The 24500-nt window shown below is 72.3% G+C and carries 18 protein-coding genes; 12 read left to right on the top strand and 6 right to left on the bottom strand.

Annotation, left to right across the window (positions count from 1 at the left end; all coding sequences use genetic code 11):
* Nucleotides 1–131: 131 nt before the first annotated feature.
* Both ACWGKQ_RS42480 and ACWGKQ_RS42475 read left to right on the top strand, forming a co-directional pair.
* A complete protein-coding gene (locus tag ACWGKQ_RS42480; RefSeq protein WP_453297397.1) occupies nucleotides 132–1262 on the top strand; it encodes an aminopeptidase P family protein in 1131 nt (376 codons plus the stop codon).
* Between the two features lie 63 nt (nucleotides 1263–1325).
* Nucleotides 1326–2273 (top strand): phosphotransferase family protein, encoded by a 948-nt coding sequence (locus ACWGKQ_RS42475; protein ID WP_453297396.1) that lies wholly within the window; start codon nucleotides 1326–1328, stop codon nucleotides 2271–2273.
* Between the two features lie 80 nt (nucleotides 2274–2353).
* Here the strand turns inward: ACWGKQ_RS42475 and treZ are convergent, their stop codons facing one another.
* The gene (gene treZ / locus ACWGKQ_RS42470; RefSeq protein WP_453297395.1) at nucleotides 2354–4099 is read right to left on the bottom strand and encodes a malto-oligosyltrehalose trehalohydrolase; all 1746 of its coding nucleotides are present in this window, start codon (nucleotides 4097–4099) and stop codon (nucleotides 2354–2356) included.
* 176 nt (nucleotides 4100–4275) lie between these two features.
* Between treZ and ACWGKQ_RS42465 the strand changes: the two genes are divergently transcribed.
* The 3 genes from ACWGKQ_RS42465 (at nucleotide 4276) to ACWGKQ_RS42455 (ending at nucleotide 6794) form a co-directional block, all read left to right on the top strand.
* On the top strand, nucleotides 4276–4827 hold the full coding sequence (locus ACWGKQ_RS42465) for an FHA domain-containing protein (RefSeq protein ID WP_453297394.1): 552 nt from the start codon (nucleotides 4276–4278) through the stop codon (nucleotides 4825–4827).
* Between the two features lie 219 nt (nucleotides 4828–5046).
* Nucleotides 5047–6372 (top strand): M14 family zinc carboxypeptidase, encoded by a 1326-nt coding sequence (locus tag ACWGKQ_RS42460; protein WP_453297393.1) that lies wholly within the window; start codon nucleotides 5047–5049, stop codon nucleotides 6370–6372.
* Nucleotides 6369–6794: an SSI family serine proteinase inhibitor gene (locus ACWGKQ_RS42455; RefSeq protein WP_453297392.1), complete on the top strand. Its 426-nt coding sequence runs from the start codon at nucleotides 6369–6371 to the stop codon at nucleotides 6792–6794. Before ACWGKQ_RS42460 ends, ACWGKQ_RS42455 begins: the two co-directional genes overlap by 4 nt.
* 49 nt (nucleotides 6795–6843) lie before the next feature.
* On the opposite strand, the gene ACWGKQ_RS42450 is transcribed toward ACWGKQ_RS42455, so the two are convergent.
* The 3 genes from ACWGKQ_RS42450 to glgX all read right to left on the bottom strand — a co-directional run bounded on the left by ACWGKQ_RS42450 (nucleotide 6844) and on the right by glgX (nucleotide 12969).
* Nucleotides 6844–8103, bottom strand: a complete 1260-nt coding sequence (locus ACWGKQ_RS42450) for a M14 family zinc carboxypeptidase (RefSeq protein ID WP_453297391.1) — start codon at nucleotides 8101–8103, stop codon at nucleotides 6844–6846.
* A 272-nt stretch (nucleotides 8104–8375) separates the two neighbouring features.
* Entirely contained in the window at nucleotides 8376–10727 is a 2352-nt protein-coding gene (gene treY, locus ACWGKQ_RS42445) for a malto-oligosyltrehalose synthase (protein ID WP_453297390.1), read from the bottom strand.
* A 133-nt stretch (nucleotides 10728–10860) separates the two neighbouring features.
* Nucleotides 10861–12969, bottom strand: coding sequence for a glycogen debranching protein GlgX (gene glgX / locus ACWGKQ_RS42440; protein WP_453297389.1), 2109 nt, complete (start codon nucleotides 12967–12969; stop codon nucleotides 10861–10863).
* Between the two features lie 196 nt (nucleotides 12970–13165).
* On the opposite strand from glgX, the gene ACWGKQ_RS42435 reads away from it, so the two are divergent.
* The 4 genes from ACWGKQ_RS42435 to ACWGKQ_RS42420 all read left to right on the top strand — a co-directional run bounded on the left by ACWGKQ_RS42435 (nucleotide 13166) and on the right by ACWGKQ_RS42420 (nucleotide 17553).
* Nucleotides 13166–13981, top strand: a complete 816-nt coding sequence (locus ACWGKQ_RS42435; protein ID WP_453297388.1) for a Tat pathway signal sequence domain protein — start codon at nucleotides 13166–13168, stop codon at nucleotides 13979–13981.
* Between the two features lie 66 nt (nucleotides 13982–14047).
* Nucleotides 14048–15364, top strand: coding sequence for a copper amine oxidase (locus ACWGKQ_RS42430; RefSeq protein ID WP_453297387.1), 1317 nt, complete (start codon nucleotides 14048–14050; stop codon nucleotides 15362–15364).
* Nucleotides 15365–15466: 102 nt separating this feature from the next.
* On the top strand, nucleotides 15467–16708 hold the full coding sequence (locus ACWGKQ_RS42425) for an SAV2148 family HEPN domain-containing protein (RefSeq protein WP_453297386.1): 1242 nt from the start codon (nucleotides 15467–15469) through the stop codon (nucleotides 16706–16708).
* Nucleotides 16709–16833: 125 nt separating this feature from the next.
* Nucleotides 16834–17553, top strand: a complete 720-nt coding sequence (locus ACWGKQ_RS42420) for an exonuclease domain-containing protein (protein WP_453297385.1) — start codon at nucleotides 16834–16836, stop codon at nucleotides 17551–17553.
* 130 nt (nucleotides 17554–17683) lie between these two features.
* Here the strand turns inward: ACWGKQ_RS42420 and ACWGKQ_RS42415 are convergent, their stop codons facing one another.
* Complete coding sequence (locus ACWGKQ_RS42415; RefSeq protein ID WP_453297384.1) at nucleotides 17684–18547, bottom strand: phosphotransferase enzyme family protein; 864 nt, start codon at nucleotides 18545–18547, stop codon at nucleotides 17684–17686.
* A 176-nt stretch (nucleotides 18548–18723) separates the two neighbouring features.
* Here ACWGKQ_RS42415 and ACWGKQ_RS42410 point away from each other — a divergent pair, with 176 nt between their 5' ends.
* Genes ACWGKQ_RS42410 through ACWGKQ_RS42400 form a run of 3 tightly spaced genes read left to right on the top strand, consistent with a single transcriptional unit; the run spans nucleotide 18724 to nucleotide 21745 of the window.
* Nucleotides 18724–19638 (top strand): carbohydrate ABC transporter permease, encoded by a 915-nt coding sequence (locus ACWGKQ_RS42410; protein ID WP_453297408.1) that lies wholly within the window; start codon nucleotides 18724–18726, stop codon nucleotides 19636–19638.
* Nucleotides 19635–20468: a carbohydrate ABC transporter permease gene (locus tag ACWGKQ_RS42405; RefSeq protein ID WP_453297383.1), complete on the top strand. Its 834-nt coding sequence runs from the start codon at nucleotides 19635–19637 to the stop codon at nucleotides 20466–20468. The genes ACWGKQ_RS42410 and ACWGKQ_RS42405 overlap by 4 nt, the downstream gene beginning before the upstream one ends.
* A complete protein-coding gene (locus ACWGKQ_RS42400) occupies nucleotides 20468–21745 on the top strand; it encodes an ABC transporter substrate-binding protein (protein WP_453297382.1) in 1278 nt (425 codons plus the stop codon). The genes ACWGKQ_RS42405 and ACWGKQ_RS42400 overlap by 1 nt, the downstream gene beginning before the upstream one ends.
* A gap of 84 nt (nucleotides 21746–21829) precedes the next feature.
* Here the strand turns inward: ACWGKQ_RS42400 and ACWGKQ_RS42395 are convergent, their stop codons facing one another.
* Complete coding sequence (locus ACWGKQ_RS42395; protein WP_453297381.1) at nucleotides 21830–24076, bottom strand: MMPL family transporter; 2247 nt, start codon at nucleotides 24074–24076, stop codon at nucleotides 21830–21832.
* Nucleotides 24077–24500 lie beyond the last annotated feature (424 nt).

The raw sequence follows: 24500 nt of genomic DNA, 5'->3' as shown, positions 1-24500 counted from the left end.
ATCCGCACCCGCCACACAACCGAGACATGCAACGGCGCTTGTGCGCAAACCGGCTCGCGCGGCCCCTCCTATCCGGGCAGGATGCATGCCGAGGCCCGTACAGCCACCTCACCCGCGCAAGGAGGCCCTGGATGACCGGCACCACACCCGCCGCCCCCTTCGATGCCGCCGACTACAAGTCCCGCATGACGCGCGCAGCGCACACCGCGGCGGACGCCGGCCTCGCAGGCCTCCTCATCGCCCCCGGCCCCGACATGGTGTGGCTCACCGGCTACACCCCCACCGCCGTCACCGAACGGCTCACCCTCCTCGTCCTGGCCCCCGGCAGGGACCCCGTGCTGGTCGTCCCCACCCTCGAAGCCCCCGACGCCGAGAAGGCCGACGGCGCGGCCGTGCTGTCCCTGCAGGACTGGACCGACGGCACGGACCCCTACGCGGTGACCGCCGGCCTGCTCGACAAGGACGGCCGGTTCGGTATCAGCGACAACGCCTGGGCCATGCACCTGCTGGGCCTGCAGAAGACACTCCCCGGCACGTCCTACGCCTCCCTCACCGACGCGCTGCCCATGCTCCGCGCCGTGAAGGACGCGGCCGAGCTCGAACTCCTCGCCGCCGCCGGAGCGGCTGCCGATTCAACGTTCGAGGAGATCCGCAAGGTTCCCTTCGCCGGCCGCCGCGAGTCCGACGTCGGCCACGACCTCGCCGACCTGCTGCGCCGCTTCGGCCACGACCAGGTCGACTTCACCATCGTCGGCTCAGGACCCAACGGCGCCAACCCGCACCACGAGGTCGGCGACCGGGTCGTCCAGGACGGCGACATGGTCGTCCTCGACTTCGGCGGCCTCAAGGACGGCTACGGCTCCGACACCACCCGCACCGTGCACGTGGGCCCGCCGACCGCCGAGGAGCGCGAGGTGCACGACATCGTGCGCGCCGCCCAGGAGGCCGGTTTCCGGGCGGTACGCCCCGGCGCGGCCTGCCAGGAGGTCGACCGGGCCGCCCGCGCGGTCATCGCCGACGCCGGGTACGGCGAGTTCTTCATCCACCGCACCGGCCACGGCATCGGGGTCACCACGCACGAGCCGCCGTACATGATCGAGGGCGAGGAGCAGCCGCTCGTGCCCGGGATGTGCTTCTCCGTGGAGCCCGGCATCTATCTGCCCGGCCGCTTCGGGGTACGGATCGAGGACATCGTCACGGTGACCGCGGACGGCGGCCGTCGTTTCAACAACACCACCCGCGAGATGGTCATCGTGAGCTGACCGACCCGGCCCCGGAACCACCCGCTCGCCCCTACCCCATCCCGAACGGCAACGGCGCGATCCATGACCCAGGCACCGACTCCCACCGCGGACACCGTCCGCAGACTGGTCCGCTCGCTGCTCAAGGAGGGCGCGGGCGGAACCCCGGGCCCCGAGGTGCGGCCCGTCGCGGCGGGCGGTGCGCCCTTCACCTGGTGGGTCGGCGCCCGCCATGTGCTGCGCCTCGCCCCCGACCGGGACGCCGCCGCCCGCCGGCGCCGCGAACTGCGCCTGCGCGACCTGGTCCGGCCGCACCTGCCCGTCGCCGTCCCGACCAGCGTCGCGCACGGTGAGTGGGCGCCGGGGCTGACGTACACGCTGGACACCGTGATCGCCGGCGGCACGGCCGAGGAGCACGACGTCTCCGCGGTCGGCGAGGCGGACCTGGCCGGGCTGCTCACCGGGCTGCGCGAGGTGCCCGTGCGGCAGGCCGAGACGCTCGGTGTGCCGCGCACCCCGCCGCGGTCCCTGGAGGCGCTGCGCCGCATGGCCGTGCACGCCGCCGAACGGCTCGCCGCCGCCGACGAGTTCGACCCGGCCCGGCTGCTCCAGCTGACCCCGCCGGGCGCGGCCCAGCTCGCCGCCCAGGCCGGTACCGCCGTGCTGGCCCACCACGACCTCAAGGGCGAGCACCTGGTGGTCAGCGCCGACGGCAGGGTGCGCGGCGTCCTCGACTGGACCGGCAGCGTGGTGGGCGACCCCGCCGAGGACATCGCCGGGCTCGCCCTCGCGGTCGGCTCCGGCGCGGCCGTCCGCGCCGCCACCCTCGCCGGCTACGGCGCCCGCCCCTGCCTGCGCGGTCTGTGGCTGGCCCGCTGCGACACCGTCATCCGCCTCACCGACCGCCTCGAAGGCCGCGACGACAGTCCCCTGCCGCTGCTGCGCACCCAGCTCCGGCGCGCCTGGGAGACGATCCTGCTGGAGCGGGTGACGGAACTGCGCGAGGACACCGAGGACGACGACGGGCTGTAGCGGATGCGGCGGTCCGGCGGCGATGAGCCGCAGCGGGGCGGCCGGTGCTCAGGCCAGGGCCGGCACGGTCAGGGCGGTGCTCAGGCCTGGGTCAGGACCACGCACGCCTCGCCCGGCACCCGCAGCACCCCGTCCGTGTCCGGTGCCGTCACGGGGTCCCACGCGGCCAGGACCTCCACCCGGCCGGTGCCGAGCGGGATCGCGGCCGGCTCCTTGCCCAGGTTCACCGCCACCCGTACGTCCCCGCGCCGGAACGCCAGCCAGCGGGCCACCTCGTCGTACGCCACCTTGGTGTCGGCGAGATCGGGATCGGTGAGGTCCGGCTGTTCGCGGCGGAGGGCGATCAGCCGGCGGTACCAGGCCAGCACGCGCGCGTGCGGCTCGCGTTCCGGCTCCGACCAGTCCAGGCAGGACCGCTCCCGGGTCGCCGGGTCCTGCGGATCGGGTACGTCCTCCTCGGCCCACCCGTGCGCCGCGAACTCCCGCCGCCTGCCGCGCCGTACGGCCTCCGCCAGGTCCGGGTCCGTGTGGTCGGTGAAGAACTGCCAGGGAGTGCCGGCCGCCCACTCCTCGCCCATGAACAGCATCGGCGTGAACGGCGCGGTCAGGGCCAGGGTGGCGGCGCAGGCCAGCAGGCCGGGGGAGAGGGCCGCCGAGAGCCGGTCGCCCTGGGCCCGGTTGCCGACCTGGTCGTGGGTCTGGGTGTAGCCGAGCAGCCGGTGCCCGGCCACGTGCGCGCGGTCCAGCGGGCGGCCGTGCCGGCGGCCCCGGAAGCTGGAGTACGTGCCGTCGTGGAAGTAGCCGCCGGTGAGCGTCTTGGCGAGAGCGGCGAACGGGGCACGGGCGAAGTCGGCGTAGTAGCCCTGTTCCTCGCCGGTCAGCGCGGCGTGCAGGGCGTGGTGGAAGTCGTCGTTCCACTGCGCGTCCAGGCCGAGCCCGTGCTCCGCGCGGGGGGTGATGACCCGCGGGTCGTTCAGGTCGGACTCGCCGACGAGGAACAGCGGCCGGCCCGACTCGGCCGCCAGCGCGGCCACGGCCGACGACAGCTCCTCCAGGAAGTGGCACGCGCGCGTGTCGCACAACGTGTGCACGGCGTCCAGGCGCAGCCCGTCGATCCGGTAGTCGCGCAGCCAGGCCAGCGCGCTGCCCACCAGATACGCGCGCACCTCGTCCGACCCGGGCGCGTCCAGGTTGACCGCGGAGCCCCAGGGCGTCTGGTGCGTCTCCGTGAAGTACGGCCCGAAGGCGGGCAGGTAGTTGCCGGACGGGCCGAGGTGGTTGTGCACGACGTCCAGGACGACACCGAGGCCGAGTTCATGGGCCCGGTCGACAAACCGTTTCAGCGACTCGGGGCCGCCGTACGGCTCGTGCACCGCCCACAGCGAGACCCCCTCGTACCCCCAGCCGTGCCGGCCCGGGAACGGGCACAGCGGCATCAACTCCACGTGCGTGACGCCCAGTTCCCGCAGGTGGCCGAGACGGCCGGCGGCCGCGTCCAGGGTGCCCTCGGGGGTGTACGTGCCCACGTGCAGCTCGTAGAGCACCGCGCCCGGCAGCGCGCGCCCCGGCCAGGCGGCACGCCACTCGTGGCGCTCGTGGTCGACGACCGCGCTGAGCCCGTCCGGGCCGTCCGGCTGGCGGCGCGAGCGCGGGTCGGGCAGCACCGGGCCGTCGTCCAGGGCGAACCCGTACCGCGTGCCGTCCTCGGCGTCCGCCTCCCCGGTCCACCAGCCGGGCCGTTCCCGGTCGCGCTCCAACGCGCGCGTGGCGCCGTCGCAATGGAGCGTCACACGGTCTGCCTGCGGTGCCCACACCTCGAACTGCACGGACGGTCCCCTTCGTCTGGCTCCTCGTGAGGTAGTCCGTCCATCGTGCCGTGAAAAGCGATCAGTCCGCTTTTGAATCCCCGCTTTCCCGGCGGGTGTCGCCGTACGTACGCGCGCGTGACGGCCGTTTCCCCGTTTTCTGGACACCCGGGGTTCACTGACTCAGAATCGGCAGCGTGACGTCGTCCTTCGAGTTCCACACCTACCCCGCGCGGCTGTCCGACGCGGAGCGCGAGAAGGCGCTGAGCGTGCTGCGTGACGGCGTCGCCATGGGACGGCTGTCGCACGACACGTTCGTGCGCCGCATGGAGCTGGCGCTCGCCGCCCGCCGCACCGACGAACTCGCGGCGCTCACCGCCGACCTGCCCCAGGAGAGCCGCTTCGCGCGCGTGCTCTTCGGCACCGTCGAGGCCGTCTCCGGCTTCACCGTACGGCTGCGCCGGGCCTGGCAGGCCGAGCGGCTGCCCAAGCTGCTGCTGCCGCACCCGGGCAACGGCCACCCGCTGCGCATCGGCCGCGACCCCGCCAACGGGCTGCGGCTCAACCACGAGACGGTCTCCCGGGTGCACGCCGAACTCCGCCACCAGGGCGGCCTGTGGGTCCTGCGGGACCTCGGCTCCACCAACGGCACGACCGTCAACGGCCGCCGGGTGACCGGCGCCGCCGTGGTCCGCGAGGGCGACCAGGTCGGCTTCGGCCGGATGTTCTTCCGGCTCGCGGGCGGCTGAGTCCGAGGTCGACCCGGCCGACCCCGCCGCCGGCCTGCCGCATATCTCCTGCGTACCTCCTGCGTACGACCCGCGCGGTGGCCGAAAAGTGTTTGTCCGTCGTGGTGTTGACGTACCCCTCAAGTCGTGACTGACTGTGCGTACGTCATGCACACGATGTGAATCGACAGCACCGCATAGTGGAGGTGTGACCTGCCGCCCCTCCTCCGCTACCCGTCCGTGGACGAGCTCGCCTCGCGGGCGGCCGTACTGGTCGCCGACCGCCCCCGGGACGCCCGGCTGCGCAGGGCGGGCGTCTCCCGCGCGGGTACCCCGATGTGGCTGCTTTCCATCGGTCACGGCTCCCGTCACGTCCTCGTCGTCGCAGGCCCGCACGCCAACGAACCCGTCGGCGGTGCCACCGTGCTGCGCCTCGCCGACCGGGTCCTCGCCGACCCGAGGCTGACCGAGGACGCCGACGTCACCTGGAACCTGCTGCTGTGCCTGGACCCCGACGGCTCCCGCCGCAACGAGGGCTGGCTGGCCGGGCCGTACACCCTGGGCCACTACTTCCGGAACTTCTTCCGGCCCGGCTTCCTGGAGCAGCCCGAGTGGCTGCCCGACGGGGCGGCCGCCGCCGCGCTGCCCGAGACCCGGGCGCTGCTCGACGTCCAGGACGAGCTGCGGCCCTTCCTCCAGTGCTCGCTGCACGGCGTCGACGTCGGCGGCGGCTTCGTCGAGCTGACCCGCGACCTGCCGGGTCTCGACCGGCGCCTCGCGCACACCGCGACCCGGCTCGGCATCCCCCGCGAACTCGGCGCCTACGACACCCTGTACTGGCCCACCCTGGGCCAGGCCGTCTACCGCGTCCCGCCGCCCCGCCGGGGCGGCCTGGCCGCCGCCCTCACCGAGGCCGCCGTCGAGTCCACCTGGTTCCACCCGTACCGGCACGGCACCGTCACCGCCATCGTCGAGGCGCCCATGTGGGGTGTGGCCGCCGTCCAGGACGGCACACCGCCCGCCGACCGGGACGCGGCGCTGCGCTCCGTCAGCCGGACCCTGCGGCGCGACACAGACCTCCTGGACGGCGTCCTGGCCCGGGTCAGGACGCAGCTGTCCACGGCGCCGGACGCGGCCCGGCTGCTCGCGCCGGTCGACGACCACCTGCTGGTCTGTCCCGTCCTCGCCGACGCCTGGGACCCCGACACGGACGCCGGCAGCGCCCGTCCGCTGCCCCCGCTCAGCTCCGCCCACCTGGCCGCGCTGCGCATCGCCGGACGCCGGATGGCCCTGCGCACCGCCGGGCTGCTGCACCAGCTGCTGCGCAGCACCGGCCACGACCCCGCCGCCGCCCTGCCCGGCCTGGACCTCCTGATCGACACCTGGTGCGCGGACTACCACGACAGCCTCGGCGCGCGCTGGATCCCGGTCGCACGCCAGGCCGAGTACCAGACACGCGTGGTCCTGAGCGCGTTCGAACTGGCGCAGCGCCACGCGCGCGTGCGTGCCCGATCGGGTGAGTCGGGCTGGGGGACCGAGCCCGCCGTGCCGATGCACGGGGAATGACGCTTCTCCCGCACCTCAGCAAAACGGCAGCGGCCCGCGGTGCCCTGCTGGCGGCCGCCGTCCTTCTCGCCGCCGCCCCGGCCCAGGCCGCGCCGGACGTGACGCGTGACGGCGACTACCTCTACCTGACCGTCACCAAGGGCGACAGCCCGTCCGGCGACACCCGTGACGCGCTGCTGCTGTGCGACCCGCCCCAGGGGTACCCCCGCGCGGCCGAGGCCTGCGCCGAACTCGACACGGTGGGCGGTGACGTCGCCCGTCTCACCCCGCTCAGGGGTGCGATGTGCCCGATGGTCTACGCCCCGGTGACCGCCCAGGCGCGCGGGCAGTGGAACGGCCGGCCGATCGAGTACCGCGAGACGTTCTCGAACGCCTGCCAGATGGCGGGCCGGACGGGACCGGTCTTCGCCCTCGACGGCTGACCGGCCGACCCCGCGGGCGGCGTGCGGCCGCCGGGGCCCGCCCCGGCGCTCACGCCGCCTGCTCACGCGCGTGCTGCGCGGCCGCCAGCACCGTCCGGGACTGATGCTCCACCTGGCGCTCCAGCGGCACCCAGCGGGCCTGGAAACGCTCGCCGTAGGCCTCGCACCAGGAGGCCACCAGCTCCTCCAGCCGCGGCGCCGCGCGGTCGTCCGCCTCCCGCAGCACCCGCAGCAGCATCGACGCGGCCCGCAACGGCAGCCGCCGCCCGAAGGCGTCCACGCTGCCGACGTACGCCATCGTGGTGTCGACCGGCGGCCGCTGGATCCAGTCCTCGGCCAGCCCGGGGATCAGCCCGAGCGCCCAGCGGGCGGCCCGCAGCAACGGCCCGTCCAGGCCGTTCGGGCGGTCCAGCCGGGGCAGCGCCTCGGCCAGCACCCGATCCACCTCCCGGGAGTCCCGCAGCAGCCGGCGCGCCAGCCGGCGCATCGCCGCCGCCGGCGCCGGGTGCGGGGCCGGGTCGTCGACCAGGTCGCTCGCCCACATCGGCACCTCGACCACGGCCGTCAGGCCGCCGTAGCGGTGCGCGTGGTACCAGGTGCTGTGCCGCGCGTCGTCCGGCATGCTCGGGTACGCCACCCCCGTCTCCGGAGGGGGCATCACCCGCACCCCGGGCCCCGAGGCCGGCCAGCCCGCGGCGTCCGAGGCGCCCGTCTCCACCGGGATGTGCAGCTCCGCCGCGGACTTGGCGAACGGCTCGGCGAGCCCCGGCACGTCCCTCGTCAGCTGCACCCAGCTGCCGCCCAGATCGGTGCCGTGCAGCGTCACCTGGAGGTAGGGGCGCAGTTCGTCGATCACCCCGAGCAGGGCCCGGGTCTCGGGCGGCAGCCGGTCCGGCGGCAGCACCGACGGCGACCACTCCGGCTGCTCCGGGCCCGCCGGCCGGTAGAAGCCGAGGTGGTAGTCGAACAGGCTGCGCGGGGCCGGGGTGACGTGCAGGCTGGCGCCGTCCGGGTCCGCGCAGAGCAGGAAGTGCCAGGAGTTCTCCGCCCGCAGGTCCCGCTCGTGCAGCACCCGTTCGGCCAGTACCTGGAGGGTGCCGCCCCCCGTCGGCTCGTTGGCGTGGGCACCCGCGACCACCAGCACCGCCCGCCGGGCGTGCCCGACGGACAGCAGGTGCAGCGGTCTGCCCGCGCGGGAGACGCCGATCTGCCGCAACGTGCACAGGCCGGGCCGGTGAGCGGCCAGCGCCCGGGCGGTCGCCACGAGTTCGGGAACACTGGGGTAACGCAGCTCCGGCAGGAGACTCACCCCCGACTTGTCCGCCCGGCTTCGCATTCCCCAGTCCCGCACGGCATAGGTGAACTGTCAAGAACCTCCCGGGGGAGGCTCCAGGGGGCGCCCGGAGGCATGTGCTGTCGGCCGCCGGGGCTTGTTGGCGCTGATGGGGGTGCGAAGCCATTACGGGGCGCGGAACGGCTCCGCGCGCCGATAACCGACGCGGTCCGCGCCCGGCGAGTTTCAGCAAACCGACGGATCAGCCACATATTCACTCGTACGAGTGAATTCGGGGAGTGTTGCCGTCAGTTCCCGTCTCCCACCCGCTCCAGCAGCACCACCGGCAGCCCCTCGAAGAGCTCGGCCACGCGCGCGTGCCCGGTGAACTCCCGCCCCGGCGCCAGCACGTCGGCCCACCGCCCCGGCGGCAGCGGCAGGACCGTGTCACGCCAGCCGCCCGCCGCGGCCAGTCGCAGCGACAGCCGGGTCACCGCCGTGACCACCGTCCCGGAACGCGCGAACGCGAGGCAGTGCGCCGCGGCCGGCCCCTCGGCCGTCAGCGGCGCATAGGCCGCCGTGTCGCCGAAGACGTCCGGGCGCCGCGCCCGCAGCCGCAGCGCCGCCGCCGTCACCGCGTCCTTCTCGCCCGGGCCGGCCGGCGGGAAGTCGACCGGCCGCCGGTTGTCCGGGTCCACCAGCGCCCGGTACTCGCCCTCCGTGCCCTGGTAGACGTCCGGCACCCCCGGCATCGTCAGATGGACCAGGGCCGTCCCCAGCACGTTCGCCCGGACGTGCGCCGCCAGCGAGGCCCGGAAGGCGGCCACGCGCTCTCCTGGCGCCCCGCACGGTCCCGCCGCGACGAACGACACCACCGCCTCCTCGTACGGCGGCTCCTGTTCCGTCCAGCTCGTGTACAGGCCCGCCTCCCGCACATGCTTCACCAGCGCCCCCCGCACCCGCTCCGGGGCCGCGGGGCCGAGTCCGAACACCGTCTGCCAGGCCGCCCAGGCCAGCTGCGCGTCCGGCCCTCCCTCCCCGTCCCGGGTCACCTCGGTCAGCACGTCCGCCCAGCGCTCCGGGCACTCCGTCAGCACCGCCAGCGCGGCCCGCACATCGGCGCTGCGCTTGGTGTCGTGCGTCGTCACCACCGTGCCGGTCAGCGGCCAGTCGCGCTGCACGCGCGCGCAGTACGCGTGAAAGGCGTCGGGCGAGACCCCCGGGCTGCCCGGGTCCCCGCCCACCTCGGTCGCCGACAGCAGCGGCACATAGCGGTAGAACGCCGTGTCCTCCACGGACTTGGCCCGCAGCGCCGAGGCGGTCTGCGCGAACCGCGTCCGGAACTCCGCGACCCCCGGCCCGTCCCCCGCCACCAGCAGCCCGCGCACCACGTCCACCGCCCCGCCCTCCGCGGGCACCACGAAGGCACCCCGGGCCTCCTCGGCGGCCTCCGCGGTGACCACATCGGCCGCGTCGCCGGAGGCGTACGGCCGGTACACCCGCATCCGCACCAGCAGCTCCTGCAACGCGGTGCGCAGCGTCCAGGGCGCCCGGTCGCGCAGTCCGGGATCCGGCGAAGCCGCGCACGCGCGCGTGGCCACCCGCGTCAGCCGGTCCGTCTCGGCCGCCAGCTCGTGCGTGATCACCTTGTACGCCGCCCGCCGCACCGTCGCCGCCCAGTCGCCGCCCCGGTCCGTCTGCGGGGCCGCGAAACTCCGGTACTGACCCAGCAGTTCACCGGCGCCCGCGGGATCCGTGAACAGGCCGTCCACGTGCCGCAGGGCGTCGTACCCGGTGGTCCCCGCCACCGGCCAGCCGGCCGGCAGCTGTTCGCCGTCGGCCAGGATCTTCTCCACGACCGTCCAGCGCCCGCCTGTCGCCTCGTGCAGCCGTGCGAGATACCCGTCGGGGTCGGCGAGCCCGTCGGGATGGTCGACGCGCAGCCCGTCCAGCACGCCCTCGTGCAGCAGCTGGAGGATCTTGCCATGGGTGGCCTCGAACACCTCCGGGTCCTCGACCCGCACCCCGATCAGCTCGGAGATGCTGAAGAACCGCCGGTAGTTCAGCTCGGTGCGGGCCAGCCGCCACCACACCGGCCGGTACCACTGGGCGTCCAGCAGCTCCGGCAGCGGCAGGTCCGCGGTGCCCTCGCGGAGCGGGAAGGCGTGCTCGTGATACCGCAGGACGTCCCCGTCCACCACCAGCTGCCCCAGCACGTCGCCGAGCGGTCCGCCCAGCACCGGCACCAGCAGCTGCCCGCCCTGCGCCTCCCAGTCGATGTCGAACCAGCGCGCGTACGGCGACTTCGGGCCCTCCCGAAGCACCTCCCACAGGGCGTGGTTGTGGCGGGGGGACATCGCCATGTGGTTCGGCACGATGTCGGCGACGAGGCCGAGACCGTGCGCCCGCGCGGTACGGGCGAGCGCGCGGAGCGCGTCCTCGCCGCCGAGTTCCTCGCGCACGTGCGCGTGGTCGACGACGTCGTAGCCGTGGGTGGAGCCCGGGACGGCCTCCAGGACGGGGGAGAGGTGGAGGTGGGAGATGCCGAGCGAGGCGAGGTACGGCACGGCGGCTTCGGCGGCCGAGAAGGGGAAGCTGGGCTGGAGCTGGAGTCGGTAGGTGGCCGTCGGGACGGTGGGAGTGATTCGCTCGGCTGTCATGCGGACGTATGTACCCGTCTGGTTCGGTTTCGTGTCACCGGGTGCGGGACCGCGCCCCGAAGGGGCGCGGGGAACTGCGCGACCAGCCCCCACCGGCGCGCACCTGCCCAACAGCCCATCGGTGTACGCATCCCTACGCCGGCCTTTTCAACACGGTCAGGCTCCGGCCCACCAACGTCAGACGTTCGCCCCCGTCCACCTTCACTCCAGGCGGCACCGGTTCCGCCCGCGTCGTGTCGACCATCACCTCCCACTGCCGGCCGTGGTTCACCGGCACCAGGAACTCCAGGGGGTCCGGTGACGCGTTGAACATCAGCAGGAACGAGTCGTCGGCGATCCGCTGCCCCCGGGTGTCCGGTTCCGAGATCGCGTTGCCGTTGAGGAAGACCGTGAGGGCCGAGGCCTGGGCCGAGTCCCAGTCGCGCTGGGCCATCTCGTGGCCCTCCGGGGTGAACCAGGCGATGTCGGAGAGCTCGTCGTGGGTGCCCTCCACCGGGCGGCCGTGGAAGAAGCGGCGGCGCCGGAAGACCGGGTGCTCCTTGCGCAGCCGCGCCATCGCGCGCGTGAAGGCCAGCAGCTCGCTGTCGTCGTCGGGAGCCGGCCAGTCCACCCAGGACACCTCGTTGTCCTGGCAGTACGCGTTGTTGTTGCCCTGCTGGGTGCGCGCGAACTCGTCGCCGTGGCCGAGCATCGGCACGCCCTGGGACAGCATCAGCGTGGCGATGAAGTTCCGCATCTGCCGCTCGCGCAGTTCGAGGATCGCGGGGTCGTCGGTGTGTCCCTCGACCCCGCAGTTCCACGACCGGTTGTGGCTCTCGCCGTCCCGGTTGTCCTCGCCGTTGGCCTGGTTGTGCTTGTCGTTGTACGCGACGAGGTCGTGCAGCGTGAAGCCGTCGTGGCAGGTGACGAAGTTGATGGAGGCGAGCGGGCGGCGGCCGTCGTCCTGGTAGAGGTCGGAGGAGCCGGTCAGCCGGGACGCGAACTCCGCCAGTGCGCGCGGCTCGCCGCGCCACAGGTCGCGCACGGTGTCCCGGTACTTGCCGTTCCACTCGGTCCACAGCGGCGGGAAGTTGCCCACCTGGTAGCCGCCCTCGCCCACGTCCCACGGCTCGGCGATCAGCTTCACCTGGGAGACGACCGGGTCCTGCTGCACCAGGTCGAAGAACGACGAAAGGCGGTCCACCTCGTGGAACTGCCTCGCCAGGGTCGCCGCGAGGTCGAAGCGGAAGCCGTCGACATGCATCTCGGTGACCCAGTACCGCAGCGAGTCCATGATCATCTGGAGGACGTGCGGGGACCGCATCAGCAGCGAGTTGCCGGTGCCGGTGGTGTCCATGTAGTAGCGCGGGTCGTCCGTCAGCCGGTAGTAGGACGGGTTGTCCAGGCCGCGGAAGGACAGCGTCGGGCCCAGGTGGTTGCCCTCGGCGGTGTGGTTGTAGACCACGTCGAGGATCACCTCGATCCCGGCCTCGTGCAGCGCCCGGACCGCCGACTTGAACTCCAGGACCTGCTGGCCGCGGTCGCCCCAGGAGGCGTACGCGTTGTGCGGGGCGAAGAAGCCGATGGTGTTGTAGCCCCAGTAGTTGTTCAGGTCCATGTCGACCAGCCGGTGGTCGTTCACGAACTGGTGGACCGGCATCAGCTCCAGGGCCGTGACGCCCAGGGCCGTCAGGTGGTCGATGACCGCCGGGTGGGCCAGGCCCGCGTAGGTGCCGCGCAGCTCCTCCGGCAGGCCCGGATGGCGCATGGTGAGGCCCTTCACATGGGCCTCGTAGATCACCGTGTGGTGGTACTCGGTGCGCGGCCGCCGGTCGTCGCCCCAGTCGAAGTACGGGTTGATCACCACCGACGTCATGGTGTGCGGCGCCGAGTCCAGGTCGTTGCGCTTGTCCGGATCGCCGAAGTGGTAGCCGTACACCTCCTCGCCCCAGCGCACCGACCCGCTGACCGCCTTCGCGTACGGGTCGAGCAGCAGCTTCGCCGAGTTGCAGCGCAGCCCGCGCCCGGGGTCGTACGGGCCGTGCACCCGGAAGCCGTACCGCTGCCCGGGCATCACGCCCGGCAGGTACGCGTGCCGTACGAAGGCGTCGCTCTCCCGCAGTTCCACCGCCGTCTCGGAGCCGTCGTCGTGCAGCAGACACAGCTCCACTCGGTCCGCGGCCTCCGTGAACACCGCGAAGTTGGTCCCGGCGCCGTCGTACGTGGCGCCGAGCGGATATGCCTCTCCAGGCCAGACCTGCATGAAGTCGACTCTTCCAGGTGCGTCCTGCGCCCGGGGGCGCCTTGGTCATGAGTCTGCCCGAAAGTAATGGAACCCCTCGTGACTTACGTCCCTCTTACTCGGCGACCAGTGCACACAGTGGCTTATGTGGCGATGTGTGCCGAACCAGTGGGGCAGACACGTACTCCCTGTGACCAAGGGGGAGTAGGGGGAAGATGTGCGCAAGATAGTGCACCGCCATCTGGGCAAAGTGGTGGCAGGTGCGGGACTGGCGGTGGCGGGGACCGCCGTGATGGTCGGGATCACCCTGCCGGGTACGGCAGGGGCGAACGAGTCGGGAGGGAGCGACGGGGGCGCGGCGGTGGCCGCGCAGCAGGGTGGCCAGGGGCAGGACGCCGTCAAGCCGGGCGTGGTGGAACAGGCGCCGGCCGAGGGGAAGAAGGGCACGGGCAGCGACCCGCTGACCGACGACGAGACCAAGCGCGTCGAACAACTCGCTCTGACCAAGCAGATGTTCAGCGCCGGGGAGAACGTCGAGGGCCGGAGCGGCCCGGAGCGGCTCAGCGTCGACCTCGCCGAGCCGGACGCGAACGAACTGGACGACGCGAACGCACCGCGCCGCGCGGACGTGACGTTCTACGACTACCGGGACGACACCCTCGTCACCCGGACCGTCAACCTCGACACCGGCAAGGTCGAGCACACCACCAGCAGCAAGGGTGTCCAGCCGCCGCTCAGCCACGACGAGAACGTCGAGGCCCTCGAGTTGCTGGTCGCCCACCCGCTCGGCGCCGGCCTGAAGGCGGACTTCAAGGACGCCACCGGCAGCGCGCTGACCGACCCGGAACAGCAGCTGCTGCTCAACAGCGCGGTCTACCGCGCCACTCCGGGCGCCCAGCCGGCCGCGCTCGACAAGTGCGGCGAACACCGCTGCGTGCGGCTCTTCCCGAAGGTCAAGAACGGGCCGTGGATCGACGCCAGGTCGCTCATCGTCGACCTGAGCGCGCGCAAGGTCGTGAAGCTCGGCCGCTGAGCCGGCCCTTCCGCGTCACCTTTCCACTTTCCACCCTGCATCTCCCGTACCAGGAGTCACTTCGTCATGCACCCGAACAGAATCCGCCGTGCCCGCAGGACGGCCGCCGTCGGCCTGTCCGCGGCCGCGCTGGCCGCCGGCGTGACCACCGCGGCCGGACCCGCCGTCGCCCAGCCGAAGCAGGCCGCCGCGCCCGCCGCCGACTGCTCCGCCGCCTACCGCATCGAGCAGAAGCTCTCCACCGGCACCACCTGGCGGATGTGCTGGCGCTACGACAGCAAGGCCGGACTCGTCCTGGAGCACATCTCCTACCAGCCCAAGGGCGAGCCGGCCCCCATCAAGGTGCTCTCCAGCGCCCGCCTCGCCCAGATAGACGTCCCCTACGACGACGGCAGCGTCGAGTACGACGACCTGACCGGCTTCGGCTTCGCCCAGGGCCTGGTGCCGCTCGACTCGGCCGAGTGTCCCGGCGGCGCCATCAAGACCGTCAAGGTCCCCGACGCCTGGGACCCGGCCCACCCGAACGTCAACGGCCTGTGCACCACCACCCGTTCGCGCGGCCACGCGTACCGCATGCAGGCCGACACCGGCAACAAGGTGTACCAGGCGCAGGGCAAGGACCTGTTGATCTACACCGTCAACAAGGTCGGCTGGTACGAGTACATGACCGAGTGGCGGTTCCAGGACGACGGCACGATCAACATGAACGTCGGCGCCACCGGCAGCCTCTCGCCGGGCGACTACGACGCCGGCGACGGCCGCGGCTGGCCGATCGGCAAGGGCGCCCACGCCTACGCCACCAGCCACGCGCACAACGTCTTCTGGAAGCTGGACTTCGACCTCGACGGCTCCTCCAAGAGCCGTGTCGAACAGTACGACTCGAAGGTCAGCGCCCCCGTGCACGGCCAGGAGGCGCCCAGCAACAAGACCACCCGCACCGACGTCACCAAGGAACTCGCCGGCGACGCCGAGAACATGCGCTGGTGGCGGGTGGTCAGCACGGCCGGCAAGAACAAGGACGGGCACGCCCGGTCGTACGAGATCGTCCGGGGCGCCAGCAGCAAGTACCCGGGCCACGCGTTCACTTCGCACGACGTCTACTTCACCCAGTACGACAAGTGCGAGCTGTTCGCCAGCAACAACCCGGGCTGCCCGAGCGGTCACCCCAAGACCGTGGACAAGTTCGTGAACGGGCAGACCCTCACCGACCCCGTGGTCTGGGTGAACGTCGGCTTCCACCACATCGCGCGCGACGAGGACCAGCAGCCGATGCCGGTCCACTGGCAGGGCTTCTCCATCGCCCCGCGGGACGTCACCGCTATGAACCCGCTCACTCCGGCCGCCCTCGCTGATCAGAACGGACAGCCCGGAAACGGTAGTTGAGAAACGACCTGTCCATCCTGCTGCACCGCCGACCACTCCCGGAGTACCCTTCCTTGATCGTTGGCACAGGGAGAGCTCGGGGGAGCGGAAGGCGGTGCACGGGTGGGCTCGGGAGGCCTGGAGCTGCCCCCTGGTGACGAGGGTCACGAGGGGCACTCCACAGACGTCCCGCCCGGCGCGGTGTCCCTGGCCCGGCCGATGGACGCCACGGGCTCCATCGGGCCGGAGCTGGAGTGGGATGCCGACGCCTGGCTCGAAGTGCGTACGCGCGCCCAGCGGGCCGGGCGGGCCTACATCTGGCTGAACCTCGTCGAGCAGCGGATGCGGGCGGTCGTGGCCGCCGTGCTGCGGCCCATCTACGAGCCCGTCCACGGCGACGAGTGGGTGGTCGCCGCCGCCGGACCGGCCGGCCAGGAGTGGGTCCAGCGGGCCGTCGCGGTCCGCGAGGTCAGCCGCCGCAAGGGCTATCTGCTCGACCCCGCCGACGACAACGTGCTCAGCTTCCTCACCCTGCCGCAGCTGCGCGAGCTGATGGTGCAGCACTGGCCGTGCTTCGAGCCGTACTTCGACGAGCGCCGGGACGTCGAGCTCGCCCTGGACGAGCTGGAGGTGACCCGCAACATCGTCTCCCGCAACCGGGCGCTGTCCGGGGCCGTCCTCGACCAGGCCGAGCGCGCCTCCGCCCGGCTCCTGGAGATGCTCGTCGCGGGCGGCGACGTGCCCTCCGCGCGCCGACTGCCGGTGGACGCGGTGGAGGACCTGGTCGGCGACCGCTACGCGGACGTCGTGGCGGTCCACCCCGACCGGGTCCGCCTCATGCGCCAGTTCCCGGCCGAGGACCTCTTCGGCGGTGCCCGCCGTCTGGACGCCATCGGCATCGGCCTCAACCTGCTGGTGCAGAACTTCTCCGGCCGCCGCCTGGTCCGCCTCGCCGAGACCGGCTGCCGGGTCCGGCTCCTCTTCCTCAACCCGGCCTCCAGCGCGGTCAAGCGCCGCGAACGCGAACTCGGGATGAAACGGGGCGAGCTGGGCCGCTCGGTCGAGATGAACATCCTCCACATGCGCCGGGTCCGCTCCCGGCTGCGCGACCCGGGCGCCTTCGAGATCCAGGTGTACGACGACACGCCCCGCTTCTCCGCGTACCTGGTGGACGGCGACGGCGCCGACGGCGTCGCGATCATCCAGTCCTATCTGCGCGGGGCGCGGGGGATGGAGTCGCCGGTGCTGGTGCTGCGCAACGGCGGCAAGGTGGTCAAGTCGGACGACATGGTGGAAACAGGTCTCTTCCCGACCTATCGCGAGGAGTTCGAGATGGCTTGGGCGGATTCGCGCCCCGTGTCCTGAGGCGTGTCCAGGCGTGTGCGCGACGGTGACGCGCCGGTAAGCGGAACGCGGTCCTCTGATTGTCAGTGGGGCATGCGAGGGTGGAGACCACTGGGGGAAAGCACCACCAAGAAGGGGGACCGCCCATGGGCTGGCACCAGGAGCTCCTGATCGGCTTCGACCTGGAGACGACGGGTACGGATCCGCGCGAGGCGCGCATCGTCACGGGAGCCGTGATCGAGGTCAGGGCCGGGCAGGAACTGGGCCGCCGCGAGTGGCTGGCGGATCCGGGCGTGGAGATCCCGGCCGACGCGGTGGCGGTGCACGGCATCAGCAACGAGCGGGCGGCGGCGGAGGGCCGGCCGGCCGACCAGGTCGCCGACGCCCTCGCGGACGTCCTCACCGGCTACTGGAAGACCGGTGTCCCGGTCGTCGCCTACAACGCGACCTTCGACCTCACCCTGCTCTCGGCGGAACTGCGCCGCCACGGACTCCCGTCCCTCTCCGACCGCCTCGGCGGCCCCGACCCCGCACCGGTCATCGACCCGTACACCATCGACCGCCGGGTCGACCGCTACCGCCGCGGCAAGCGCAACCTGGAAGCGGTCTGCGCCGAGTACGGCATCACCCTCGCCGCCGCCCACAACGCCTCGGCCGACGCCCTCGCGGCGGCGCGCCTGGCCCGTGCGATAGCCGACCGCCACCCGAAGATCGCGGCGCTGGGTCCGGCGGAGCTGCACCGGTGCCAGGTGGAGTGGTACGCGGAGTGGGCGGCGGACTTCCAGCAGTTCTTGCGGCGCAAGGGAGAGGCCGACGCGGTGGTGGACGGGGCGTGGCCGTTGCGGGAGCTGGCCGAAGTGGTTTGAGTGTTCCGCTCAGCTGGGAGTGCCGGGATGCGTCGTTGTTCGTCTGCGGCGCCGTCGTGGCTGGTCGCGCCCACGCGGCGGAGCCGCAAATTGACACAGCCCCGCGCCCCTGTGGGGCGCGGTTGCGCGGTCAGAAGGAATACCAGCGCACCGATTCGTCGCCCTCCCGTAGCGACGCCACCCGGCGTTCGAACTCCGCCAGGGCCTTCGGGTTGGTCGGGGCGTGCTGGGCGACCCATGCGCAGCTGGCCGTCTCGCGGGCGCCGCGCAGTACGCCGCACCCCTCCCACTCGCGCACGTCCCACCCGTAGGCCGTGACGAACGCGTCGTACGCGTCGGCGGGCAGGCCGTACCGGTCCCGGGACAGGGCCATCACCACCAGGTCGTGCTCGCGCAGGTCCGAGGAGAAGGTCTCCAGGTCGACCAGGACCGGCCCGTCCGGGCCGACGTGCACGTTGCGGGGCAGCGCGTCCCCGTGGATCGGCCCCGGTGTCAGCCGTGGCGTCAGCGCGGCCGCGGCCGCCGCGAAGCCGTCCCGGCGCTCCCGCAGATACGCCGCGTCGGCGGGGTCGATCGCCTCGCCGGCCAGCCGCAGCCAGCGCTCCACACCGCCCAGCAACTCGCGGGGCGGCAAGGCGAAGGGGGGAGCGGGCAGTGCGTGCACGATCCGCAGCAGTTCGGCCAGATCACGTGGGTCGGCCGGCCGCACCGGATCCGGCAGCCGGTGCCACACGGTCACCGGGTGGCCCTCGGCGAGCAGCGCCTTCGGCTCGGCGGCCCGTACGGCCGGTACGCCCGCCTCCGCCAGCCATCCGGCGATCTCCAGCTCGCGCCGGGCCCGGTCGAGCAGCTCGGCGTCCCGGCCGACCTTCACCACCAGGTCCCCGGCGGCGAACACCGCGTTCTCCCCCAGGGCCAGGAGTGAGGCGTCGGCCGCCGCGCCGGGCAGTACATCCGCCGCGGCCAGTACGTCCCGTGCCCTTGCCTCGTCCATCGCCCGCCTCCGTGTCCGCCGCTGTGCGTGTGCACACGGCGTCGTCTTCTCGCCATCCGGCGGCCAGTCTCGCATCCACGGAGGTCGGACCGGGTGCGCGGTGCCTTGACGAGACCACCGGCCTTCACGACCATGACCAGGCCCGACCGGGCCGCGCAGAGGGGGATGACGTGGCATTGGCGACGAACGCGGCGGACCTGCGGCGACCGGCCGCCTTACGCGTGACCGACCGCGGCGCCTGGTTCCTGGTCCTGCCCGCCCTGATCCCGATCCTCGTGCTGAGTGTCGGCCCGCTGCTGTACGGGATCCTGCTGGCGTTCACCGACGCCCAGTCCGGCCGGACCGCGGCGACCCGGTGGATCGGCGGTCTCAACTTCCGCGACCTGCTGCACGACACCCTCTTCTGGGAGTCGTTCCGGATCGGCCTGGTCTGGGCCGTCGGCGTGACCGTGCCGCAGTTCCTGCTCGCCCTCGGCCTCGCCCTCCTGCTCAACCAGGAGTTACGGCTGCGCCGGCTGGCCCGCGCCCTCGCGATCGTGCCGTGGGCGATGCCCGAGGTCGTCGTCGGGATCATGTGGCGGCTGGTCTACAACCCCGACGCGGGCGTCCTCAACGAGACCCTGCACGACCTCGGCCTCGGCGACGGACGGGACTGGCTCAGCGGGCTCGGCAGCGCCCTGCCCGCCGTGATCGTCGTCGGCGTCTGGGCCGGGATGCCGCAGACCACGGTCGCACTGCTGGCCGGCCTCCAGAACACCCCGCACGAACTGCACGAGGCGGCTGCGGTGGACGGCGCGGGCGCCTGGCGCCGCTTCCGCACGGTCACCTGGCCCGCCCTCAGACCCGTCGCCCTCGCCATCACCGCGCTCAACCTGATCTGGAACTTCAACTCCTTCGCCCTGGTCTACGTCCTGACCAACGGCGGCCCCGGCGGCAAGACCCGGCTGCCGATGCTCTTCGCCTACGAAGAGGCCTTCCGCTACGGCCAGTTCGGGTACGCGGCCGCGATGGGGTGCGTGATGGTCGCGGTGATCGCGGTGCTCCTCGCCGTCTTCCTGGCGGGCCGGCTGCGGGGAGGCGAGGACGCGTGAGGACCCGTACCGCGGCCCGCGCCGGCCAGTACGCGGCGCTGGTCGCCTACCTCGTCTTCCTGGCCTTCCCGCTCCTGTGGCTGCTCTCCACCGCCTTCAAGTCCCCGCAGGAGCTGGGCAGTCTGCACCCCACCTGGATCCCCCGGCACCCGACTTTGGCCAACTTCCGCCAGGCCTTCGACGAACAGCCGCTGCTCCGGGCCGGCCTCAACTCCCTGCTCGCCGCGCTCGGCGCCGCGCTGATCGCCGTACTCCTCGCGACCCCGATGGCATACGTCATGGCCCGGCGCCGTACCGCGCTGTCCCGGGCGGCGACCGGGTGGGTGGTGGTCAGCCAGGCGTTCCCGTTCGTCCTGGTGATCATCCCGCTGTTCCTGGTGCTGAAGAACCTGCGGCTGATCGACTCCCTGTCCGGGCTGGTGCTGGTGTACGTGGTGTGGGCGTTGCCGTTCGCGCTCTGGATGCTCGTCGGGTACGTGCGGGCGGTGCCCGTCGAACTGGAGGAGGCGGCGGCCGTGGACGGGGCCGGACGGCTGCGGACCCTGGTGTCGGTGACGGCACCGCTGCTGGCCCCCGGGATCGTGGCGACCGGGCTGTTCGCCTTCGTCACCGCGTGGAACGAGTTCTTCTTCGCGCTGGTCCTGCTGAAGACACCGGAGAAACAGACCCTGCCGGTCGTCCTCACCCATTTCATCGGCGCGGAGGGTGTCGCCGACCTGGGCCCGCTGGCGGCGGCCGCCTTCCTCGCCACGCTGCCCTCGCTGCTCGTCTTCGCGCTGGTCCAGCGGCGGATCACGGGCGGGATGCTCGCCGGGGCGGTGAAGAGCTGATGCGCACCAGGATCGGCACGGCGGTCGTCGTACTCCTCCTGCTGCTCGCGGGCTGCACCTCCGCATCCCGCACCGGCGGCCCGATCACCCTCCGTTTCCAGTCCCTGGCCTGGCAGGACGAGTCGGTCGCCGCCAACAAGGAGCTGGTGAAGGAGTGGAACGCCACCCACTCCGACGTCAAGGTCGAGTACGTCCAGGGGAGTTGGGACAGCGTCCACGACCAGCTGCTCACCTCCTTCGAGGGCGGTGAGGCCCCGGACATCATCCACGACGCCTCCGACGACCTCGCGGACTTCGCCTACGGCGGCTACCTCGCCGACCTGACCGGCCTGCTGTCCGCCCGCCTCAAGTCCGACATACCGCAGCGCAGTTGGCAGACGGCGACCTTCGGGAACGGCATCTACGGCGTGCCCTTCCTCCAGGAACCGCGCGTACTGATCGCCAACAGGACCTGGCTCACCAAGGCTGGCGTGCGCATACCCACCCCCGGACACCCCTGGACGTGGGCAGAGTTCCGGCAGATCACCAAGCAGCTGAGCGGCGACGGGAAGTACGGCGTCGCCTGGCCGCTCAAGGAGCCCGTCTCCGCCACGCTCAACCTGTCGCTGTCGGCGGGCGGGCAGCTCTTCCACCGGGGCGCCGACGGCAAGGTGACCGTGCGCTTCCAGGCCGCCGACCAGGTGGTGCCGCGCACCGTGCACGACCAGGTCGACGTCGACCACAGCGCACCCGGCTCCACCCTGGGCAGCGGCGGCTCGGACACCCTGCCGGGCTTCTTCGGCGGCAAGTACGCGATGGTCCCGCTCGGCTTCTCCTACCGCCAGCAGATCGTCCAGCAGGCCCCCAAGGGCTTCGACTGGGAGGTGCTGCCCGCCCCGGCCGGCGCCGACGGACTCGCCCAGGGCGTCAGCCCGCAGACGCTGTCCATCGCCCAGGACAGCCCGCACAAGAAGGAGGCCGCCGAGTTCATCGACTTCCTGCTGCGGCCCAAGAACATGGTCCGGCTCGCCCTAGGCGACTGGATGCTGCCCACCGGCACCCAGGCCCTCGAGGATCCCGCCCTGCATACCGCGAAGTACGGCTGGGCCACCGGCACCGCCCTCGCCGGCCACCTCAGCCCGGCGCCCGCCCAGACGGTGCGCGGCTACCCCGAGTGGAAGGACAAGGTGGCCACCCCGGCCCTCCAGGAGTACTACAGCGGCGCCATCGGCCTCGACGAACTCCGCCACCGGCTGGAGCACGACGGCAACCTGGTGCTGGCCCGCTACCAGCGCTGAGCACCCGTACACGCGCGACACAGGGCCCGTCGGCTCCCCCGGAGACCGACGGACCCTGTGCCGGAGGGTGTTGCACCGCGCGGCTCAGACCCGCAGCCGCTCCTCCTCGCCCCGCGCCACCGCGGCCCCCTGCTCCGGCGACTCGTCGTGGGTCAGGTCCGGCAGCCACCGCAGCCAGCTGGGCAGGTACCAGTTGCGCTCGCCGAGCAGAGCCATCACCGCCGGGAGCAGCACGCCTCGGATGACGGTCGCGTCGATGAGGACGGCGGCCGCCAGGCCCACGCCCATCTGCTTCATGGACTGCATGGACAGCGTGCCGAAGATCGCGAACACGGCGACCATGATGACCGCGGCGCTGGTGACGACCCCGGCCGTGGTGACCACCCCGTGCTGGATCGCGTCCCTGGTGGACCGGCCGCGCAGCCGGGCCTCGCGGATCCGGGAGACCACGAACACGTGGTAGTCCATCGACAGGCCGAACAGGATCACGAAGAGGAACAGCGGCAGCCAGGTGACGATCGCACCGACACCCTCCGCACCCACCAGCGAGGCGCCCCAGCCGTGCTGGAAGACGGCGACCAGGATGCCGTAGGCGGCGCCCACCGAGAGCAGGTTGAGGACGATCGAGGTGACCGCGACCGTCAGCGAGCGGAACGACAGCAGCATCAGCAGGAAGGCGAAGACGACGACGAAGGCGAAGACCGGGACGACCGAGCCGAGCAACTGGTCGTTGAAGTCCTGGTTGCCCGCGACGTTGCCGGTTATCGGCGCCTGCACGCCGTCGACCTTGCCGAGCGTGGCCGGCCGGACCTCGTCGCGCAGCTTCTCCAGGCTCTTGCCGGCCTTGTCGAAGTCGGAGCCGCCGACCAGCGGCACGGAGATCAGGGCGACGTTCTGGGCGTCGTGCAGCTTGATGTCGACCGGGCCGCGGGAGGCGCCCGAGCTGATCGCCCGCTCCTTGAAGTCGGTCAGCGCCTGCCTGACCTCGGGGGCGTTGATGTCCTTCGCCCTGACGACCACCTCGGCAGGCTCGGAGCCGCCCGGGAAGGCCTGGTTGACGCGGTCGTAGGTCTGCACGATCGGCAGCGAGTTCCCGAACTCCTGGTCCAGGGTGAGCTGCGAGGTCTTCATGCCGAGGGCCGGAGCGGCGACCGCGAGCAGCGCGCCCACCGCGACGACCACGGAGAGCAGCGGCTTGGCGAGCACGCCCCGCAGCACGGCCGTCCAGAAGCGGCTCTCGGACGGTCCGTGGGCCCGCTGGCGGCGGCGCAGGAAGGGGAGCCGGCCCTTCTCGACCCGGTGGCCCAGCAGGGAGAGCAGCGCGGGCAGGACGGTCACGGAGCCGACCATGGCGACCGCGACGACCATCAGGGAGGCCAGGCCCATCGCCTCGAACTCGGCGAGGCCGGTGAAGAGCATGCCCGCCATCGCCACGCACACCGTGACACCGGAGACGATGATCGCCCGGCCGCTGGTGGCGGCGGCGATCCGGAGCGCGGCGCCCGCGTCCCGGCCGGCCTCCCGCTCCTCGCGTTCCCGGCGCAGGTAGAACAGGCAGTAGTCGACGCCGACCGCCATGCCGACCAGCAGCATCACGGAGTTGGCGGTGTCGCTCATCGGCTGCAGATGGCTGACCAGGCCCATCAGGCCCATCGTCGCCATGATCGCGGTGATCGCCAGACCCACCGGAAGCAGCGCGGCCACCAGGGCGCCGAAGGCGATCAGCAGGATGCCGAAGGCCACCGGCACGGCGGAGTACTCGGCCCGCTTGAAGTCGTTGCCGAAGGCGTCGGCGTACTGCTTGTTCATGCTGGCGCCGCCGATCTCCTCGATCCGCAGCGTGCCGTGCGCCTTCTGCACCCCCGCCACCGCGTCCAGGACCGGCTGGACCCGGTCGCCGGCGGTCTCGGAGTCGCCGCGCATGTCGAACTGGACCAGAGCGCTGCGGCCGTCCTTCGAGATCGTCCCGGTGGTGTACGGAGAGGTGACGTCCGTGACCTTGCCGGTGCCGTCGACGGCCTTCATGACGTCCGTGACGGCGGCCTTGAACGCGCCGTCGGTGGCCTTGACCGACGGGTCCTTGGCCTGGATCAGGACCGTCTCGCTCGCCGGTTCCTTGATGCCCGCGTCGTCGATGATCTGCGCTGCGGTGTGGGTCTCACCCTTCAGCTGGTCGTTCTCGTCGACGTCGACCCGGCCGGCCGCCGAGCCGAGCCCCATCGCCAGGACGACGAACAGCAGCCATATGCCGACGGCGGCCCAGCGGTGCCGGGCGCTCCAGCCGCCGGCCCGGGCGGCCAGCCCCCGCACCCGCGTCTCTCCGTTCCCCATGACGGGATCCATGACGGAAATGCCCCCTCGTGTGCGGTGACGGCCCCCGGCCGCCACGATTTCTTCACGACTTCCTTCGTTCGATTCGAAGGTATGGGGCCGATAAGAACGACTCGTCGTACTGCCCGGTGAAGTGCGGCGGCCGGCTCTCGTCGCCTGGGAGGATGTCGGGCCCTTACATCTATCGCCCTGTCTCGGGGGTGATGATCAGGGCTGTCCCTTCCGACGACGGGGATCCGCTTTGTGATTGCAGAACCTTGTTGAACAAGTCACAGGTGCGTGTAGGAGTTGATCCGGACCGGTCCGATCGGCCAGAGTTTCGGGGGGCCCGGGGTTGCCCGCCCCCGCGGCGCGCCCCCCCCCCCCCCGCCCCCCCGCCCGCCTAAATTTATAATAAAAAAAAAAAAAAATACGCCGAGCGCCG

Source organism: Streptomyces sp. NPDC054770, assembly GCF_053611985.1.
This window is presented reverse-complemented; position numbering and strand designations above follow the sequence as displayed.